Source organism: Nostoc sp. JL31 (assembly GCF_017114965.1).
Taxonomy (GTDB): Bacteria; Cyanobacteriota; Cyanobacteriia; order Cyanobacteriales; family Nostocaceae; genus Nostoc; species Nostoc punctiforme_A.
The window spans coordinates 122,789-140,184 of record NZ_JABXKO010000106.1 but is presented as its reverse complement, the minus strand read 5'-3'; the positions used below and the strand labels follow the sequence as shown (position 1 = coordinate 140,184).

Genomic DNA, 17,396 nt, shown 5'->3' with positions numbered 1-17,396 from the left:
GACTAGATAAAAAATTAGTTAGCCGCATTAAAAATCTGCTGTGCAGTTAAATTTAATTGGGGAAAGGTAGGTGATGAAATCGCGGTGTTACCTTGAAACACTGTCATTTGATATTCACCATCAACTAATTCGCATACAAAAATAGTTGGTTGTTTGGGATTGCCGATGAACTTTCTTGCACCCAATGCAGCATAATCAGCAATCCAATATTCAGGAATGCCCATTTCTTCATAATCCCTAAATTTATTGTAGTAATCATCTCGCCAGTTGGTTGAAACAACTTCGATGACTATTGGAACCGATGCTGCTTGGCTTACTGTTGACTGTTTTTGAAAAAGCGGTTCATTGTCGAGATTATCAAGATTTAGCAGCAACAGATCAGGCGAATAAGCGGATTCGGCAGAAGGAGTTTTGACTAATGCAGTTTTGGGGATTCCATAGGGTAAATTAAGACGATCAAACTCCACGGTTAATTTCCGCGACAAAAACGCAATAACTTTTTCATGTGTTCCAGTTGGAGGCGGCATTTCAATAATTACTCTTTTGTGCAACTCATAGCGTTTTCCATCGTTGGGATACCATTCGATAAATTCATTGAAGGTTAGTAATTTGGGCAACGCTTGGGTCATAATCTTACCTCCATGTTTTACTTTATCATGCAATAAATGTTGATTAGGATTACAAATATATTAAATGGCTTTATGTAAATTCTTGGGGGTTGCCTAAATTCAATCAACGACTGCCCGAATTCAATCAACGACTGTCCGAATTTAATCAACGACTGTCCAAATTCAATATAGGAACTTAGTACACGTCATCCTAAAAAAGGGTCGAAATTTAATTTTTTGTAGGTTGGGTTGAGGAACAAAACCCAACAAGCGCGGAAACATTGGGTGAGGCTCTGCTTAACCCAACCTACAGTTAGTATTTCTAACGCTGCCTGTAGAGACAGGGGACTTAAACCCCCAAAGTTCGTTAAACGATAATATCGCTTGCCACTAGTAGTGGTGATCCTTCAAGCTTAATCTCGAAATTAGCCGCTAGATTACTATCAGTATTACCTTGGAGAATACCTCCAGAATAACGGATCTCACCTGCTGCGGTGAATGCGCGAGTTCCAATGTAAGTGAAAGCTTGGTCGCCTTTTATGGTGGAGTTAGCATCTATGTTAGATATATCGATTATGTCACCGGGTAAGTTACCGTTTCCAACAAAGTCTTTGATAATATCTCGTGACAAACCAGGTTGACTATCTGAAACTGAATAAAACAGGAAAATATCGTTGCCAGCGCCCCCAATGAGCTGATCAGTGCCAACATCCCCAATGAGTTTATCAGGGCCAGCACCCCCATCGAGATTAGTTCTCCGTCGATTAACTCGTAGCGTACATCATCCAGATAGCCAGCAACGAATGTTTCAGAGCTAAGAGCACCCGTCTTAAGAGTGGCTGACACCATAAAGATTTGTCCTTTCAGGTTCAGAACTAGAGCAGATATTGCTGCTTTTAATTATTCTAGCTAGCTCTACTGATGGGCTATCGCCTCAGACTACTGGCTTTGCTTCATCCCAAGCGAAAGAGATTTTTTCGTTAGGTGTTATTATACAGCCCAGTAATTGTTGCCTTCAGGTAGGGTGAGGATTTCAACACCATCTTCAGTTACAGCTAAGGTATGCTCACATTGAGCAGAAAGCTTGCGATCGCGCGTTACCGCAGTCCACTTGTCGCTGAGAACTTCGACTTCGTAAGTACCTTCATTAATCATTGGCTCAATAGTAAAAACCATCCCCGGTCTCAGGCGCTTGCCTTTACCGCGAGTACCATAATGAGGAACATCCGGTGCAGTGTGAAAAATGTTACTGATGCCGTGTCCAACAAAATCTCGCACTACAGAAAAGCCTTGCCCTTCAGCATACTCTTGAATAGCTGCACCAATATCGCCAATGCGTGCCCCAGGTTTCACTTCAGCAATACCCAGACGCAAACACTCCTCTGTCACCTCTACCAGCTTTCTCGTTTTTGGGGAAGGAGTGCCAACAAAAAATGTCTTGGATGTATCGCCGTGATAACCCTCAACAATGGGCGTTACATCAATATTAATAATGTCACCGTCTTTGAGAATCTGCTTGGCGTTAGGAATACCATGACAGATTACCTCATTGACACTGGTACAAATCGATTTTGGATAACCCTTATAGCCAAGAGGTGCGCTTTTTGCTCCATGCGCTTGCGTCCAACGTTCGGCTTCATCATTTAGTTCAAGAGTGCTAACCCCTGGTTTCACAAACGGTTCCAGATGCTGAAGGAGTTTAGCAGCTAAACGCCCAGCTTGACGCATTTTCTCTATTTCTCGTTGGGATAATATAACAATTAGTTCAGTTTTCATTAACTTTTATCTAAAGTATCTTTCATAAACATAGTTAACCCTGTCTGTGCAGCTCTTTGTGCAGTATCAGCAACCTTTAGGGTATACAAGCTCTCCTCTGGGGTAACGTACAAAGGAGTCCCGTCAAAAAGATGGTCTAACACCATAGCTGTATCTTTGGCGAACAAACCCCGGCGAGGCCCAACCTTTATAGGTGTTGTTTCTCCTGGCTGGACGAATATTCCGGTGTCGCCATCAAAAATTAAACCACCTTTTTCACCGTGAACTTCAAACTTGCGTTCTGATTGCCAAATACTTTCGCCTTTGCCATACACTACTTGGGCTAAAAGTCCACTGTTAAAGGACAGTTCACTAGTGCAAAAACAAGTTCGGTAATATTCCGGTTCTATTTCCCAATATCGCTGATGACAGTTAACAGTAAATACTGTACCAAATAAATCGATGAGGCGATGTAGGCGAGACAGGGCCCCAATTAAGGGAAAACCGAACAACTCATGGTTATAAGTCCATTTGCGGGGTGCAGGATTTTGAGGATTGATGGTGCTGTAGCGAACATAAAACACCTCACCAATTTTGTCTAAGTTTTGCTTCAAAGCTTGATGCAAACCACCCAAAAGTTCCAGATGTTCAACGTGCAGGAGTTTTTGTTGTGCTTTGGCTAAAGCAATTAGTTCCTCAGCTTCAAATACATCCAACGAAAGAGGATACTCTATAATTACATGTTTGCCGTTGGTAAGTGCTGCACGAGCGATCGCACCATGATCTCGATTAATAGTGGAGATCGCTACTAGGTCTATATCTTCACGTTCTACCAGATCTTGCCAAGTATTCAAGACTTCAATCTGGTACTCTCTGGCAAAGTTTTCGGTTTTTTCTCTTGTATGACCAACAACTGCGACTATGTGCGATCGCTCATCATGGAACAACGCCTCAGCCCGAAACTTTGCCGCATACCCAGTACCTACCAAACCTACACGCACTCTTGCTTTTTCCAAAGCTGCTTCTGAATTATACATGATCCTCATTAGTTCTGTTTTTGATCTTCCCACGCTTCTAGTGGTGAGATTCTCTCTTCATGGGGTTTACCAGTCTAGACTCTACAACATTCGTCCTACCCCCTCAAGGACAAATAAGACTTTATTGGAAGCTAGATAGAATTACGTATACTCAAAAAGGCAGACTTCAAAATAAACCCCCCCTTTTTAATCATAATGTCAGAAATTTGTCAATATAATGAACTAAAAAATGGCAAAAGAAAAATTACATCTTTACTGTACTGTTATGTTTCTTTCATTTAGAACGGGCGCGTTTAAATCAGATTAGAAAATGAAACAGCCCTACTTTTTAAAGGAGTTAGGGAATCTCTTCTACGTAAGTCCTACAAAATATCGGTAACATTAATCTTGCTCATGTTTCCTTTTCGGAAATATAACTTTTTCTAATCACAACCTGACTAGGGTAGAAAATAATATAAAGAAAACTTATCGGGATTAAGTAACTAAATTTCATTACTAATCGGGTTCAATTTCCAGTTACATCGTTTAATTTTTCTCGTAGTATCAGAATTGAAGCAAATTTAAACCAGCGGCTAATTCCACAGAACAGCCGTGACCTTTGCCTTAAGATAACTTATACTGCCGTTTTCAAAAGAGAGGATTACTCAATGCCAACTTATAAAGTGACACTACTCAACGAAGCCGAAGGTCTGAACCAAACACTTGACGTTGATGATGATGTCTATATTCTAGATGCTGCCGAAGAAGCTGGTCTTGACTTGCCCTACTCTTGCCGCGCTGGTGCTTGCTCGACCTGTGCAGGTAAAATCACCAAGGGTACTGTCGATCAGGGCGATCAGTCATTCTTAGATGATGAACAAATAGAAAAGGGATATGTACTGACTTGTGTTGCTTACCCAACCTCTGACGTAACAATCGAAACTCACAAAGAAGAAGACCTTTACTAAGAGTTAAGCGACTCAAACATAAACCTCTTGCAAGAGTTACTAATGTCGACGAAATAGAAGCAGAATATCCAGAGTTAACACCTTTGCAATGCAATACCGTGTGTACCTCTGAAAGCGACTTTGACAAAAAGTCTAATTTTATGGTGAGCAGGAACACAAGATTGACTGTGTTCCTGCTTAATTTTTTCAGTATGGAGTTTCCTCTCTATTTTTTGCCTCTTCTTAACTCCCGACTCCTAGCTCAAGATGCAACTTGAATGCCAATAGCTCAAAGCTTAATCTCTTTGTTGAGAATTTGAATCTGAGTACCAGGATAGTAAAATTGGAGAATTTTTGGGCTTGACCAACCTAGTTTCGCTAAATTCTGAGCGCCAGTTTGACTCAAGCCGACTCCATGTCCTAATCCACCACCAATAAAAGCGTATCCCCAGAGTTCCGGTTTGCCTTTGTTTAGGGGTTGGATGTAAAAAAGCGTACTTGTAGGGGCTGCAAAAGCACTGCGAACTTCGTCTTTGTGCAAAATAAAGGTGCTGCGATCGGTTTTAACTGCAAGTTCCAGGATACGTCCACTCTGGCTTCGCTCCACTACTGCCATAGCCTGAATTGTTTTAAATTTGGCATGGGGACTGTTTTTCACCTGTAAAAATTTCTGCAAGTCCTTGATAATATCCTTTAAAGGGGTTTCCTTATGCCAACGAAACATATCCCACTTGCTTTCATTAAATCCTTGTTGCGTATTAATAAATTTCTGGAAATTCTTTTCATCTGCTAAATTCTGCTTAGACAAGTCCCAAAAATTATTTGGAGCATCCAGTACAGGGCGCAGATAGGGACGATCGTCGCCATTCCAGACATCGCTAAAGGAAGCAGTGACGCCACCAGTGGTAGAAGAATACAGGGCGTCTACTAGTTCATTTTTATAAGTTAGTACTTTACCCCTGGTTGAGGCGATCGCTTGGTCTGTTTTGGCAGCTGCTCCCTTCAACCCATAATAAACTTGGCAGTGAGTATCAGCACACAACTGATAGTTATCTGCTGCAAACCTGCGTAAATTTCTCAAGGCATAAGTCCGGGCGAGAATTGCCTGGGCTTCCAGCGCTGCTGTTGGTGCATCCGTGCCTATTTCGTAAGGCACAACCCCACGCAAATAAGTTTCTAAAGGTACTTGATTAACTAGAGTGTATGTGCCGTATGCATTTGGCTGCAAATTCAGTCGCCCGGCATAAAGACGAGCATTTTCTGGTTTTTCGCTTTTATTCACCCGAATCAAGTTTTTCTCAGTGCTAATTTCCAAATCATTCGGGCTGTAGCGATTGCCATCCACCACCCAACTGACTCGCGGCACTTGTTTTAAATTTTTAGTATCAAGATATACTTTTTCTTTGGTAGAAGCTTGGATGTTTTGTAATAACAAGCGTCGCAGTAAAGGAGTGCTGTAAACATCTCGTTTTGCCCAAACTTGCCAGCGTTCTGGCTGGGCTATTTCCACTTCCATTCCCTGAGAACGCCATTTATTCGCACTATCTTCTGCGGTTTCAAAAGTGCGGTATGTGCCCAAAATTACCACTTCTTCGACTGCTGGCTGGGGTAAAGCTTGCATGACTGTTTCCAGCTTTACAGGGTTCTTGGTAACTAGGGTTTGCTGCTTATTGCCCGCTTTAAATTTTAGCTTTAAGCGATCGCCTTTTATGGGTTCTAGTTGCAGCTTGGCTGTGGCTTCGGCGCCAAATCGCTGCACAATCCCAATTTTCAGTTCTATATCCTGGATGTTGCTCTCAGGCCCTGATGCAGCCGTCAGTCCCAATAGACAAAATGTTGTCAGCACAGTGTGGGGAAAACGCCAAAACGAAAATTTCATGGCCACCTGATAGCGTTCGCGTAGCGTCTCCAAGAGTTGCGATCGTGAGTAATCTCTCGTAGAGAGGGTCTTCTGCCCCTTAATGAGTCGTTGGAGCTGATTTTCCAATTGCTTTGTAGCGCGGTTTTTTTGTCGCATGAATGCTCCAATGATACCATTACCAATTTTGCCCTAAATACTAGTTGCAAAACGAAGTCATAATGACTATGATTTATTTAGAGACAAAAAACAGAACTAGTTGGATAAACTCTTTATGGTTAAAGTCCAAGAAATTCCATTAAATCAGATAAAACGGCCATTGCCCCGTACAAACGATCCAAATAAAGTCCAAGCCTTAATGGAATCGATTGCGGCGATTGGGCAGCAAGAACCTATTGATGTTCTAGAAGTAGATGGACAATATTATGGCTTTTCTGGTTGCCATCGGTATGAAGCTTGCCAGCGTTTAGGCAAAGAAACCGTTTTAGCCAGAGTCCGTAAAGCACCCCGTAGTGTTTTGAAGATGCACTTGGCATAGAGAATGAGAGTAGGGAGGCAGGGGGAGCAGGGGAAGAGGAGAGAATAATTGCTATGCTAGCTTCTGACTAATGTCCAATGCCCAATGCCCAATCCCCAATTTCCAATCCCCAATTACATATAACCTAATTAGGAGAAAATTATGTCATCGAAAGTAACAGTCAAAAATGTAAATATCGGTATTGACGAGGCGAGTAGGGCTAAAATTGCCGACGGTTTATCTCACCTGTTGGCTGACACTTATACACTGTATCTGAAAACTCATAACTTCCATTGGAATGTAACGGGGCCGATGTTCCAAACGTTACATTTGATGTTTGAGACTCAGTATACAGAATTAGCCTTAGCAGTTGATTTAATAGCCGAAAGAATTAGAGCGCTTGGCTATCCCGCACCAGGAACCTACAGCGAATATGCCAAACTGAGTTCGATTCCAGAAACTCCCGGAGTTCCTAAAGCTGTGGAGATGATCCGCTTATTAGTGGAAGGACAAGAAGCCGTAGTCAGAACTGCACGGTCTATTTTCCCCGTGATAGAAGAAGTTAACGACGAACCTACCGCCGATTTATTGACTCAACGGATGCAAGTACACGAAAAGACCGCTTGGATGTTGAGAAGTTTACTGGAAGAATAGGAATTAGGGAATAGGGAATGGGGCATAGGGCACAGGGAATAGCGGATAGAGAAAAAACTTAATCGCCAATGCCCAATACCCAATCCCCAATGCCCAATACCCAATCCCCAATGCCCCATACTCAAAAGTTGCAAGATTTAATGCAACAGGTAGGTATTTCTAGTTTTAAAGGGCTGAGTCGCGCTGCTGGTGTCTCAGAGCGTCAACTTTTGCGCTTACGCCAAGGAAAGTTAGAGCAGATGCGGGTAGATGTGCTGCTCAAGCTGTCGTCAGTGCTACAGATGTCATTGAATGAATTAATCGCAACTTTTTCAACCGTAGAGTTGTTACAAGATAAAACAGCGCCTACTCAGGAATTGTTACAAGAAATTACAGATTTAAGAAGAGAGTACGATCGCTCTCAACTTCAATTAGAACAACAGCGAGAAATATTACTACAAGAACTCCAGCAGTCTAGCTTGCAACTGCTGGAGTCTTTATTATTGCAATGGCCAACAGCAGCACAGAAAGCGCAGGAAAATCCCCAGCTAGCAGCAGTCAAAATAGTACCGTTGGTGCAGAAACCCCTGGAAAAGCTTTTACAGGCGTGGGCAGTGGAAGCGATCGCACCTGTGGGAGTAGAATTACCTTACGATCCCCAACTGCACCAATTGCTGGAGGGAACCGCACAACCTGGAGAAACAGTCAAAGTCCGCTACACTGGCTACCTTCAAGGTGAGAAGCTGCTTTACAGAGCCAAAGTAAGTCCTGTTTGAGGCAGTGAGGAGTTAGGAGTAAGAAATTTACAACTCTTTACTCTTTGTATTGTCTGTCGAGAAATGAGAGATATTGGGAATACTTAAGATAGCAGAGGCGATCGCCTTTTTAAAGCCTTGGTTTCGGTTCTAGCTTGCTTGGCGCTCTTGAAACCTAAATTTTTGGCTCTAGGGCGGTAGTCCAGAGATAAATTCTTTCAATTATGTAAGTAATTGGACATAAATAAAGGTAGATCCTAGTTACTATCATAAGCACTCAGGGAGAAAAAGCTACTGCTAGACTCGGTTAAGCTATGCGTAGCCCGCCCCAGGCATCGCTACGACTAGTTGAATTTTGAATTGCTCAATGACAGCTATTATCATGAGATTGATTGGAGAATCTCCGTTTTGCAAAAATTTTTGGTAAATAATCTGAAAAGCAGTAAATTCAGCTTGTATACAAGTAAGTATATATCTAAATCTATGAGATGCAATTAAGCTGGCGCTAAAAAATTAATATACATGATAAAACATCAAATCAAGGAACGGCTTATAAATTGGTCATTTCAATATTTTTGCAAAACTAAATATACCAGCTTTTTATCATGCCAAGTTACTTAGCGTGTTTATTTATAATTGGTCTATTTCTAGTAAGAAAACTATACTTAATTAAGCTAATAATTTTTTAGAATTACAAAAAACTAGAGTCAAAATTTTATAATTAATCTTTATCTTTACTGATTAATTATCAATGATTGCTCAACATTTAATCTTGAAATTTATTTTACAAGCATTTTCAAATGTTCTATAATAGCGAAATCAGAGTATTATTTACATAACGCAGAGTGACATAATTATGAGAGAACAAGTAAAAGTTATTAAGCTCAGTGGTAATTTGAATGCCACAACTTCACAAGACTTTCGACAAAATATCACTGATATTCTAGAAACGGGTGCGAAAATTGTGTTAGTTGATTTTAAAGATGTAACGTTTATGGATAGTTCAGGTTTAGGAGCTTTAGTATTAGCTTTCAAAACCTTGCGAGCAGCCGATACTAAGCTTGTTCTCTGCTCAATTAATGAGCAAGTCAGGATATTATTTGAACTGACTAATATGGATAAAGTATTTGAAATATTTCCCAGTCAAGATGCATTTAATCAGGTTTTAGTCTCTAATACGTAATTAATCAAACTTCATTTGCAAAATAGATAAATCATCATCAAAAGCATCTTTGGAGTTCAGAGCGATTAAATAACTTAGTACGCGATCGAGTTGGTTATCAACAGTATCTTGTAAGCTAACCAGGAGCTGAATAAAAGCATCCAAACTCCAAAGTGTGCCGTCTGATTTAGTTATTTCATAAGCGCCATCACTAAAAATATAAAGGGTACTGAATTTTTCAATATTGCAAAACCCATCAAGATATTTTGCCTCTGGAAACATGCCAACTGGCATACCAGGGGTTTTCAATAGTTGAACTTCAGATTTTCTTGGAGATGGGCCGGTTACTAAAACTGCTGGTGGATGACCTGCACTAGCATAAATTAACTGGCGGTTGATTCGGTTGTAAACTCCGTACCAAATCGTAAAATATTTGTCATTTTGATAATTCATCTGGAAGGTATCATTCAAAGCCCTCAATACATCACTAGGTTGATAATAATTTAAACCTTTGAGGGCACGGGAACGCAGCAGATTTAGCACTGAAACAGAAGGAAGAGTAGCTTTGAGTCCATGTCCGGCAGTATCGAGCAAGTAAATTGCCAAATAGTCATCATCGAGCCAATAGTAATCGAAACAGTCACCGCCGAGTTGTCGCGAGGGAATAAATCGAAAATTTATATTGAAGGGTTCAGTCATAGAAAGAGGTAGCAGCGATCGCACATATTCTGCTGCTTCTGACATTTCTGATTCTAGAAGCAACTTTTGAGCCTGCAAATCTCTACTCAACTGATGCAGGCGTAATCCTGCTCTTACTCGTGCTTGTAATTCATTATGCTCAATAGGTTTAGATATAAAATCATCAGCACCAGCATCTAGACCTTTGACGCAATCAGCAACGGAATCTAAGGATGTTAATAAAATAAAGAATGTGGTGAAAAATTTGGGGTCTGTCTTAATGCGGTGGCAAACTTCCAGACCAGTCAACCCCGGCATAATCCAATCACAAATAATTAATGCTGGACTATAAGCTAGTGCCTTTTCTATTCCTTCCTCGCCGCTACTGGCAGTAACTACTTCATAACCCTGTTTTTCTAACATCCTTTTCAGGAGTGTTTTTATTGAATAGTCGTCATCAATTATTAGTATTTGAAACATAGAAAGTCGTTGAAAACACTCATTAATAATTTTTTGTCAAAATAGGAAATAAAGTAGTATCAATACAGAAATGCTGCTATAGCGCTTATCGTACCCCGGAGGAAGACGTTACGCGTCTATCTATGCAATAGATGACATTACTTCGATTCCTCTCTCCTAAAAATAGAGAGTTCCCTCAGTTGTAGCAACTAGTGCAAGGATTTGAGGGTTTGGTCTCTATTAGACTCAAATGAGAAGCGCTATAACTCATTTCTATTTACCCATCGAATTTACGACTGTTTAACAGTCATAAAATATTATGGTGCTGCCAGAGGATTTAGCCATAAAAGGATATTGCTTTTTAACTGATTCAAGTCACGATATGCTTCTTGCTTAAACCATTGCCCTAAAGCGTCAAAGGGAGTAAAAGATGTTCCCGTTTGCCATTTAATATCTTGACCTAAAGGTGTTGTATGATTTCCTGGTAACGTTTGCGCTGTTACCATCTCATCAAAACGTTCTTGTAAGATTTTGGTTAAAGCTGCGGATTGATCGATGGTGTCATTACTAAATTTTATTAATAAATTGCGTCGGATATTGTAACATTCTTGGACAAGTTTGTTAGTTTCCAACGGCGAGGGGGTAAACTCGATTTTCAAAGTAGAATTGAATTGTTCTACTAGAGGGATAGCTTCTTTCGCGGCGTAGTTGTTGAAGGATATTAAAATATTGCCTGCACGTTCTACTTTAAAAAGGCTACCAATCAGCAAGTGGAGTTTACAGCCCATACTGTGTCCAACGCCGTAGATGGGGAAGTAAAGCTTGCGTAATGCCCCAGAATCATGCAATCGTTCGAGGGTGCGGTCAAAGTTTAACAGCACGGATTTTGCGATCGCAGTATGATCCAATGTATTGACGAAAGGCGTAGCAATTACAACATAGCCTTTACTTGCCAGTTGTTCGAGTAACCAGCGATAAGTGATGTGCGGTGCAGTGGCGACAAATGCACCTCCTAAAAAATGAACGATACCTATGGGATTTCGGGGAATGATTACCCAGTTCCCTCTAATTTCTTTCCAGTCCATGCCGATAAGCGATCGCTTGACGAATATTCTTTATGTTAGACCGGGGATTGCAACCGTGGGAAAGATTATGGAAAAAGCCATCGATAATCTTTGGTGCGTAGGTTGGAAACCAATCCACCCAGCAGCATCTATGGACTAACGAAAAGCAGGCACCTACGCTTCCAACTGCTTACTTCGTGCTGTTGACCGTAGCGGGGCGTTTAGGCGATGCTGAGTGAACTCAGGAGTGCTTTTTAAATTCCTTTTACAAAACTTAATTACGTTAGCGAGTCTGCGATCGCTTTTAGCGTCTCGTAGAAAGCTTCATTACGAATTATCTTAACGCTGAGTCTGTAATCTTTTCATCTCGTATTGTACATCTAATGCAATTTGTAATGCTTCATTGAGTAACCTTCCATGCTCAGTAGCCTCCTCAGTTACTTGCATAGCTGTTAAAGTTGCTAAATTGTTGACAAATAGTTCTGTATTACTCAGGATAAAATTCTTATTCTCTCTCAAAATCCTTTCTGTCTTTAAAGCGCGAACTAAATCATCTTTAGTGAGTTTAAGTGCTTCGATTACATCCTCTCTTTCCTTTATAATCACTTCTGGATTACCAGCTTCTTCTATTTGGTCATTGATATCTATAACTCTAATAACAGTATTATATCTATTAACCTCATTTAACAGGATTTGTAGAGATTTTGTCATATTAGCTTTCACAAGCTTACTTCTACTTTTCCAGATAAAATATAAGATGCTTTGTGTCAGACCACCAATCCAAAGACCTAAGAAAATTAATAATATCCATGATGGAATTGTTATCCACGTAACAAACATTTTAATAATTATATCAAATAAAATATAGACGAAGACAAATGTAGAAAATCCAATAAAAACTACAGTTGCTCCTTCAGAGCTTTTAATTTTTTGTAAATATATATTGGCTAATCTCTTGAGAGGATTTGTAATGATGAAAAGTTCCCCACTGACAGGTAAATTAGTCAGCTTTTGCAGATCATCCTGACTAATTTCCAAGCCCTGTAAATCATCCCGCACAGCTTTTAAACCCTTGCCAGAATAGTTCTTTAATCTAATATAGCAATCAAATTTCTAGAATGCTGGCATTTTGTCTAAACTTTTTCAGGTAAATTAATACTTATAGGCAATGTCAAGATTTTTGTACAATACGATACTACTTTGCCAAGATAATTATTTACAGCAGAATTCTGAATGGGCTACGCCCCGCTGCGCTAACAGGAGTAAAACACGCTTTATACCTGTGTAACAGACTTAGCTTGTGTACCTCAGCAACTTGAAATCTTCTTTAGACTATAGCAATCCTAACTTATTCATGAGAAACAAGATCCCCAACTTATTTAAGAAATCGGGAATTTGCGGGTTACAATTCTCACAAATCAAATAGGATTGCTATGTAATAGTCAGGATAAAAAACAAATTAATTATCTGTAAATAAAATCAAAAGGCAATAGGTTATTGTTCTGGCAAACGGTGATTTAATAATGGAAAAATCCGCAAAAACGGACTTTATTTGTTGAGTTAGAACTAATCATGTCTTATTCGTTACATTAACTTCGCTTTGGATAAGGTTGTTTCTGTTTTGAAACACCAGGCTGAGGGTTTAAAAATGGGGGGATGGGACAGTCTAGTGTCATAGCGATCGCTCTAAGTAAATCTCCTTCTGAAGGGGTAACTTTGTTATCTAATAATACAGTGTGGGCACAAGCATCAACAATAGCCTGTTTGAGTTTAGGAGTGGCAAGACGCAGGCGCTCAATACTTTTCTTGAGTTCAGTAAAATTACAGCTTAATGGTATTTCTGGTTTTTCTTGCTCTCCGGCTTTGGGAAGTCGAAAAACTCCAGAACGAAAAGCATAGGCGATGTCTTCAGTAGACGCATCAGGTTGAGAGTGTCCGACACGGGCAATTACGGACAATACTAATAGACTATCTGGCCAAATCTGTTCGATGGAGGTGAATTCTACCGTTGTAGTAGATGTGGGATTTATACTAGGTTGCAGACGATGCCATAGTATTAACTGCAACACAACAATTCCAAACTATTTCTATCTCTTTTTTCTGTGTACTCTGTGCCTCTGTCTGCGGTTGACTAAAAATTGTAGCCAGATATGTCACCCATGAATCTGCATAAATAGGGAATAACCACTGACAGCAAAAATAAAAAGGATGGCGGCAGGAAAAATTACTACATCCCTGACAATAAATAAAATCCAATCTTTTCTTAGTTCTTGTTTAAACTTGAGTTCTCGCAGTTTTTGCTCAAGTTCTACGTCTTCTTGTGACTGCAAGTTGACAGGTGACAAACTTAGCGGATTATCGCCTTTGCTGGCAATTCTTTTTGATAAATCTGTTATATCTGTCATGCTGTTGAGATACTGATATTACTTAGTATCTCATAAAAAAGAGCCAGAGAGTTAGTTCTCTGGCTCAAAGCTGGAGACAAAAGAATCATCAAATAAAGGCTAACTTGGGTAAGAACCTAGATTCTTCCCAGGTTATGCAACCCTAAGATAGCTCCCACTCCTAAGATATGACCAAAAGCGGTAGTTGCTAAAAGGGCTGGCAAACCAAAATTACCAAAGAAATTGGCTGAGGGTAGTTTTGGTTCTGCGTTGGGATACTTGATGCTAGATTTGCCAAAGGCAATGGCAACGATATTAGCAATAATCATAATCAGTCCAACTGTAGGACTCCATTGCAGAGGTGTAGTTGCAGCAGCGAGTAAGGTTGAAGTCAACACCTAGATTTGCTCCTGAAATTTATTAATGGTTGAAAACATAATCTGAAACTTTCCGAAGCAAATTCAAGAAATTACCCGATTTTGCATCAATATTTAACAGTTATTCTTACTACTTAATACAATATGAGTTCAATGCAGTGAGCTGATTGTGCTAGCTAGTTTGTATTTCAATGTCTGAAACAAGCAACCAGTTAGTCTTGATTTATACTTACAGCAGAATTCTGAATACAGAATGGGCTACGCCCCGCTGCGCTAACAGGAGTAAAATACGCTTGATACCTGGGTAACAGACTTAACTTGCGTACCTCCCGAACTTAAAATCTGCTGTAGATAAAAGTGATTCCGATAAAATTATGTCAATCTATCTATAGAAATCTGTGCAGGAGTTACGAACAAAATGATCCCCGAATTTTTGAAGGATACAGTTGAAGTCAGAAATTTAAGCAGCGGATTCACCTTTCGGTAGATTTAGACAGAATCATCAAAATTGTATATTTGGATGTGTTAACACATAATCTGCCACAAAACCTCATGCTAAATCAGTAATTTCAAGATCAACAGATGAAATTTTGATTGAATTTAGTTAATTTGTTCCTTAAGTTCCTCAAAAGCCATGACATCCCCTGAGCCTCAAACTGATTTTGGAGAAAAAGCTCCACAAACGTCATTTGAGCCACCTTCTGGAAAACGGCGGTGGCTTTGGTTGAGTTTAGCCGCACTTCTATTGTTAGGGGGCGGAGCAACTCTATGGCGTTTACTCACTCCGCAAAATTCAGCACCTTCAACTGCTAACGCTCAACCTCAAGGGGTAAGAGTCAAAATATCAACAGTACAAAGCGGCATAATTGAGGAAAGTTCAGATTTTATTGCTAGTCTAAAATCCCTGCGTTCAGTCACGCTCCAGCCGAGGATTCAGGGTCAAGTTAGCCAGATACTTGTCAAATCAGGAGATCCAATCGTCGAAGGAGCAGCAATTCTCCAAGTAGATCCTACATCACAGGCAGCGATCGCTAGGAATAATCCTGTGCCTCAAGCATTTTTAATGCAACTGGCAAATGCCCGCGCCACACTCAAATCTTTAGAAGCAGAACGACCATCCTACGTTGCGAATCTGCAATTGTACCAGCAGAACTACGATAAGTTTGTCAACCTAGCTGAACAAGGAGCCGTGTCTCGACAGGCTAGCAATCAGTTTGCTAATCGGCTCGTCAATGCTAAGACTAGTCTGGATGCAATTGATTCCAGGATTCAAGCACAACGAGCCACGATCTTAGAGGCTGAAAAATCTTTGCAGCAATCTAATGTAAATACTCAAACACAACAGCCCCAGTCTGACAAAATTACCGCTCCTTTTAGTGGCACAGTTGGCAACATCCCTGTAAAAGTCGGTGATTTAGTTAATACTTCTACACCATTAGTTAATATCACGCAAAATCGACCTTTAGAAGTGAATATCTCTGTACCACTACAGCAAGGGCCCCAATTGCGTAAGGGTATGCCAGTAGAGGTGATGAACACACAAGGTCAAAAGCTTGGTAGAAGTAGGATATTTTTTATTGCACCTAATGCCAGCAATGAAACACAAACAATACTGATCAAAGCACTTTTTGACAACAAAAACGGTCAGCTACGTGCAGATCAATTGGTCAGGACTAGAGTGTTCTGGAATCAGCGCCCCGGAGTTTTAATTCCCACAACAGCAATGACTCGTGTAGGTGGGGACACTTTTGTTTATGTAGTTGAAACAGAGACATCCCCCCAAGGTGTATCTCAACAAGTAGCTCGACAAAGACGAGTGAGGCTAGGCGAGATCAAAGGTAATAATTACCAAGTTATTGAAGGATTACAGCCAAAAGATAAAGTTATTATTTCAGGGTTGCTCAATCTCAGGGATGGTGTTGCGATCGTTCCAGAATTTTAATTAAGGGGAGTAGAGAGGAGGAGCAGGGGAGAAGTCTCAATCTTGTCTCCTACCAATCTTCACCCAAGAGCGTTACTATAGCGATCGCTCTTTGTTGGAGAACTTGTAGAGTAGTCTCTAGGTGTCTATCTATGCAATACACTCTGAACTCACTTCCATTCTTTTCTCCTAATAAAGAAAGCATTGGTGAAATTTTAAGATATAACTCGTTTTGTCAATAGTGATTACGCTGTAAATTATCTATGCTATCGAGTATCTAATTAAGCTTTATAGTAAGTTTTATGGGAAGGATAAACGATGCTTTTAAATATGCGTAGGCGTAGCTAGTCTTGTCTATAAAACGCTATGTGAAGGCATCACAGGCTGGAAATTTACGTTTGTAACCTCGATTTTGATTAAATTTGATCACCACTACTTATCGGCAAATGGTTAATGACCTTAACCTGTCACCAATGAGTAAAAGTAAGCAATTACTTGATTACGTAACAGAGGTAAACAATTATGTCAGTGAAAATCATCCAATCTAAGTGCGGTTTAGTTTTAACTTGTTTACTTGGACAGATAATGTTGTTGGCTGCGCCAGTACAAGCTGGAGTGGAGGGCAAAAGCTACGATGTCAATGTTAATTCGAGTCAGGGAGATAATTTTACTGCTTGTTTTGAATTTAACGCCAATGGTAGCAGCCTTCGTTTTGTTGGACTAGATGCTACTTATAGCCGTACAAATCTAGGTCGGGATCAGAGAAATTGGCAAGCAGTAACAAATCCAAATTCAGAAGAAAGTATCGCACTTAGCGGTCAAGTAAGAGGAGACTTTGTTCCAGATCGGAGGATAAGTGGTAATGCTATCAATTCCAAAGGCACTACTTATACATTTAATGGAACACTCTTATCTGAGCCAACATGTCCGATTGAGATTGAATCCGAGATAGGTCCAGAAAATCCCTTCTTCAAATAATTTAATCCACGCAGATATGATAAACCAGATGAGCTTTTGGTTAACGAAAACAGACAATTTATAAAAGATGTTTGTAGACTATGGTCAAGACAATACCTGTGTCATCAGCACTTAAATTCTGTCAAGTTCGGTAGGGCGTAGTTTACTGCCGTAGGCATTGTGTTTAGCTCAATGAAGACTCAGAAATTCGATTTAGCTCAACATATTCAACAATATTCGCCAAGCCGTAGCAAATCTTAATCTGCTGTGAAAATGCCGCCAAGAGGGTACGTATCCTCACCTTT

Annotated in this window: 20 protein-coding genes; 7 read left to right on the top strand and 13 right to left on the bottom strand. The window is 40.2% G+C overall.

Annotation, left to right across the window (positions count from 1 at the left end; all coding sequences use genetic code 11):
* Nucleotides 1–14 precede the first annotated feature (14 nt).
* From HWQ43_RS26480 to HWQ43_RS26465, 4 genes are all read right to left on the bottom strand, one after another.
* On the bottom strand, nt 15–629 hold the full coding sequence (locus HWQ43_RS26480) for a Uma2 family endonuclease (RefSeq protein WP_292739200.1): 615 nt from the start codon (nt 627–629) through the stop codon (nt 15–17).
* 346 nt (nt 630–975) lie between these two features.
* On the bottom strand, nt 976–1,239 hold the full coding sequence (locus HWQ43_RS26475) for a hypothetical protein (protein ID WP_292739198.1): 264 nt from the start codon (nt 1,237–1,239) through the stop codon (nt 976–978).
* Between the two features lie 359 nt (nt 1,240–1,598).
* A complete protein-coding gene (gene map / locus HWQ43_RS26470) occupies nt 1,599–2,384 on the bottom strand; it encodes a type I methionyl aminopeptidase (protein WP_292739196.1) in 786 nt (261 codons plus the stop codon).
* Nucleotides 2,384–3,400 carry a Gfo/Idh/MocA family oxidoreductase gene (locus HWQ43_RS26465; protein WP_292739194.1) on the bottom strand — a complete coding sequence of 339 codons (1,017 nt, stop codon included), beginning with the start codon at nt 3,398–3,400 and terminating at the stop codon, nt 2,384–2,386. Before HWQ43_RS26465 ends, map begins: the two co-directional genes overlap by 1 nt.
* Nucleotides 3,401–4,047: 647 nt before the next feature.
* Here HWQ43_RS26465 and HWQ43_RS26460 point away from each other — a divergent pair.
* Nucleotides 4,048–4,347, top strand: a complete 300-nt coding sequence (locus HWQ43_RS26460; protein ID WP_094352333.1) for a ferredoxin — start codon at nt 4,048–4,050, stop codon at nt 4,345–4,347.
* Between the two features lie 268 nt (nt 4,348–4,615).
* Here HWQ43_RS26460 and HWQ43_RS26455 read toward each other — a convergent pair whose 3' ends face one another.
* The gene (locus HWQ43_RS26455) at nt 4,616–6,205 is read right to left on the bottom strand and encodes a SpoIID/LytB domain-containing protein (protein WP_292739301.1); all 1,590 of its coding nucleotides are present in this window, start codon (nt 6,203–6,205) and stop codon (nt 4,616–4,618) included.
* 253 nt (nt 6,206–6,458) lie between these two features.
* Here HWQ43_RS26455 and HWQ43_RS26450 point away from each other — a divergent pair, with 253 nt between their 5' ends.
* From HWQ43_RS26450 to HWQ43_RS26435, 4 genes are all read left to right on the top strand, one after another.
* Nucleotides 6,459–6,722, top strand: a complete 264-nt coding sequence (locus HWQ43_RS26450; protein ID WP_094352334.1) for a ParB N-terminal domain-containing protein — start codon at nt 6,459–6,461, stop codon at nt 6,720–6,722.
* 141 nt (nt 6,723–6,863) lie between these two features.
* Nucleotides 6,864–7,355, top strand: a complete 492-nt coding sequence (locus HWQ43_RS26445) for a Dps family protein (protein ID WP_292739190.1) — start codon at nt 6,864–6,866, stop codon at nt 7,353–7,355.
* Nucleotides 7,356–7,423: 68 nt separating this feature from the next.
* Entirely contained in the window at nt 7,424–8,110 is a 687-nt protein-coding gene (gene grpE, locus HWQ43_RS26440; RefSeq protein ID WP_292739188.1) for a nucleotide exchange factor GrpE, read from the top strand.
* 835 nt (nt 8,111–8,945) lie between these two features.
* Nucleotides 8,946–9,272 carry an STAS domain-containing protein gene (locus HWQ43_RS26435; RefSeq protein WP_289799397.1) on the top strand — a complete coding sequence of 109 codons (327 nt, stop codon included), beginning with the start codon at nt 8,946–8,948 and terminating at the stop codon, nt 9,270–9,272.
* Here the strand turns inward: HWQ43_RS26435 and HWQ43_RS26430 are convergent, their stop codons facing one another.
* The 7 genes from HWQ43_RS26430 to psaK all read right to left on the bottom strand — a co-directional run bounded on the left by HWQ43_RS26430 (nt 9,273) and on the right by psaK (nt 14,234).
* Complete coding sequence (locus tag HWQ43_RS26430; RefSeq protein ID WP_292739186.1) at nt 9,273–10,409, bottom strand: SpoIIE family protein phosphatase; 1,137 nt, start codon at nt 10,407–10,409, stop codon at nt 9,273–9,275.
* Nucleotides 10,410–10,705: 296 nt separating this feature from the next.
* Nucleotides 10,706–11,473 carry a DUF1350 family protein gene (locus tag HWQ43_RS26425; RefSeq protein WP_292739184.1) on the bottom strand — a complete coding sequence of 256 codons (768 nt, stop codon included), beginning with the start codon at nt 11,471–11,473 and terminating at the stop codon, nt 10,706–10,708.
* A complete protein-coding gene (locus HWQ43_RS26420; protein ID WP_292739182.1) occupies nt 11,454–11,591 on the bottom strand; it encodes a hypothetical protein in 138 nt (45 codons plus the stop codon). Before HWQ43_RS26420 ends, HWQ43_RS26425 begins: the two co-directional genes overlap by 20 nt.
* A gap of 200 nt (nt 11,592–11,791) precedes the next feature.
* Entirely contained in the window at nt 11,792–12,511 is a 720-nt protein-coding gene (locus HWQ43_RS26415; RefSeq protein ID WP_292739180.1) for a hypothetical protein, read from the bottom strand.
* A 530-nt stretch (nt 12,512–13,041) separates the two neighbouring features.
* The gene (locus HWQ43_RS26410) at nt 13,042–13,521 is read right to left on the bottom strand and encodes a hypothetical protein (protein WP_292739178.1); all 480 of its coding nucleotides are present in this window, start codon (nt 13,519–13,521) and stop codon (nt 13,042–13,044) included.
* Nucleotides 13,522–13,605: 84 nt separating this feature from the next.
* Nucleotides 13,606–13,857: a hypothetical protein gene (locus HWQ43_RS26405; RefSeq protein WP_292739176.1), complete on the bottom strand. Its 252-nt coding sequence runs from the start codon at nt 13,855–13,857 to the stop codon at nt 13,606–13,608.
* A gap of 116 nt (nt 13,858–13,973) precedes the next feature.
* Nucleotides 13,974–14,234, bottom strand: a complete 261-nt coding sequence (gene psaK / locus HWQ43_RS26400; RefSeq protein WP_292739174.1) for a photosystem I reaction center subunit PsaK — start codon at nt 14,232–14,234, stop codon at nt 13,974–13,976.
* 613 nt (nt 14,235–14,847) lie between these two features.
* Here psaK and HWQ43_RS26395 point away from each other — a divergent pair.
* Nucleotides 14,848–16,155, top strand: a complete 1,308-nt coding sequence (locus tag HWQ43_RS26395; protein WP_292739172.1) for an efflux RND transporter periplasmic adaptor subunit — start codon at nt 14,848–14,850, stop codon at nt 16,153–16,155.
* Between the two features lie 49 nt (nt 16,156–16,204).
* Here HWQ43_RS26395 and HWQ43_RS26390 read toward each other — a convergent pair whose 3' ends face one another.
* Entirely contained in the window at nt 16,205–16,339 is a 135-nt protein-coding gene (locus tag HWQ43_RS26390) for a hypothetical protein (RefSeq protein WP_292739170.1), read from the bottom strand.
* 317 nt (nt 16,340–16,656) lie between these two features.
* Here HWQ43_RS26390 and HWQ43_RS26385 point away from each other — a divergent pair, with 317 nt between their 5' ends.
* Nucleotides 16,657–17,112 carry a hypothetical protein gene (locus tag HWQ43_RS26385; protein ID WP_292739168.1) on the top strand — a complete coding sequence of 152 codons (456 nt, stop codon included), beginning with the start codon at nt 16,657–16,659 and terminating at the stop codon, nt 17,110–17,112.
* The last annotated feature ends 284 nt before the right edge of the window (nt 17,113–17,396 follow it).

Coding starts and splice junctions, on each gene's coding strand:
- HWQ43_RS26480 (WP_292739200.1), bottom strand. CDS start 629: ATGACCCAAGCGTTGCCCAAATTACTAACCTTCAATGAATTTATCGAA.
- map (WP_292739196.1), bottom strand. CDS start 2,384: ATGAAAACTGAACTAATTGTTATATTATCCCAACGAGAAATAGAGAAA.
- HWQ43_RS26465 (WP_292739194.1), bottom strand. CDS start 3,400: ATGTATAATTCAGAAGCAGCTTTGGAAAAAGCAAGAGTGCGTGTAGGT.
- HWQ43_RS26460 (WP_094352333.1), top strand. CDS start 4,048: ATGCCAACTTATAAAGTGACACTACTCAACGAAGCCGAAGGTCTGAAC.
- HWQ43_RS26455 (WP_292739301.1), bottom strand. CDS start 6,205: ATGAAATTTTCGTTTTGGCGTTTTCCCCACACTGTGCTGACAACATTT.
- HWQ43_RS26450 (WP_094352334.1), top strand. CDS start 6,459: ATGGTTAAAGTCCAAGAAATTCCATTAAATCAGATAAAACGGCCATTG.
- HWQ43_RS26445 (WP_292739190.1), top strand. CDS start 6,864: ATGTCATCGAAAGTAACAGTCAAAAATGTAAATATCGGTATTGACGAG.
- grpE (WP_292739188.1), top strand. CDS start 7,424: ATGCCCAATACCCAATCCCCAATGCCCAATACCCAATCCCCAATGCCC.
- HWQ43_RS26435 (WP_289799397.1), top strand. CDS start 8,946: ATGAGAGAACAAGTAAAAGTTATTAAGCTCAGTGGTAATTTGAATGCC.
- HWQ43_RS26430 (WP_292739186.1), bottom strand. CDS start 10,409: ATGTTTCAAATACTAATAATTGATGACGACTATTCAATAAAAACACTC.
- HWQ43_RS26425 (WP_292739184.1), bottom strand. CDS start 11,473: ATGGACTGGAAAGAAATTAGAGGGAACTGGGTAATCATTCCCCGAAAT.
- HWQ43_RS26405 (WP_292739176.1), bottom strand. CDS start 13,857: ATGACAGATATAACAGATTTATCAAAAAGAATTGCCAGCAAAGGCGAT.
- HWQ43_RS26395 (WP_292739172.1), top strand. CDS start 14,848: ATGACATCCCCTGAGCCTCAAACTGATTTTGGAGAAAAAGCTCCACAA.
- HWQ43_RS26390 (WP_292739170.1), bottom strand. CDS start 16,339: ATGCTTTCTTTATTAGGAGAAAAGAATGGAAGTGAGTTCAGAGTGTAT.
- HWQ43_RS26385 (WP_292739168.1), top strand. CDS start 16,657: ATGTCAGTGAAAATCATCCAATCTAAGTGCGGTTTAGTTTTAACTTGT.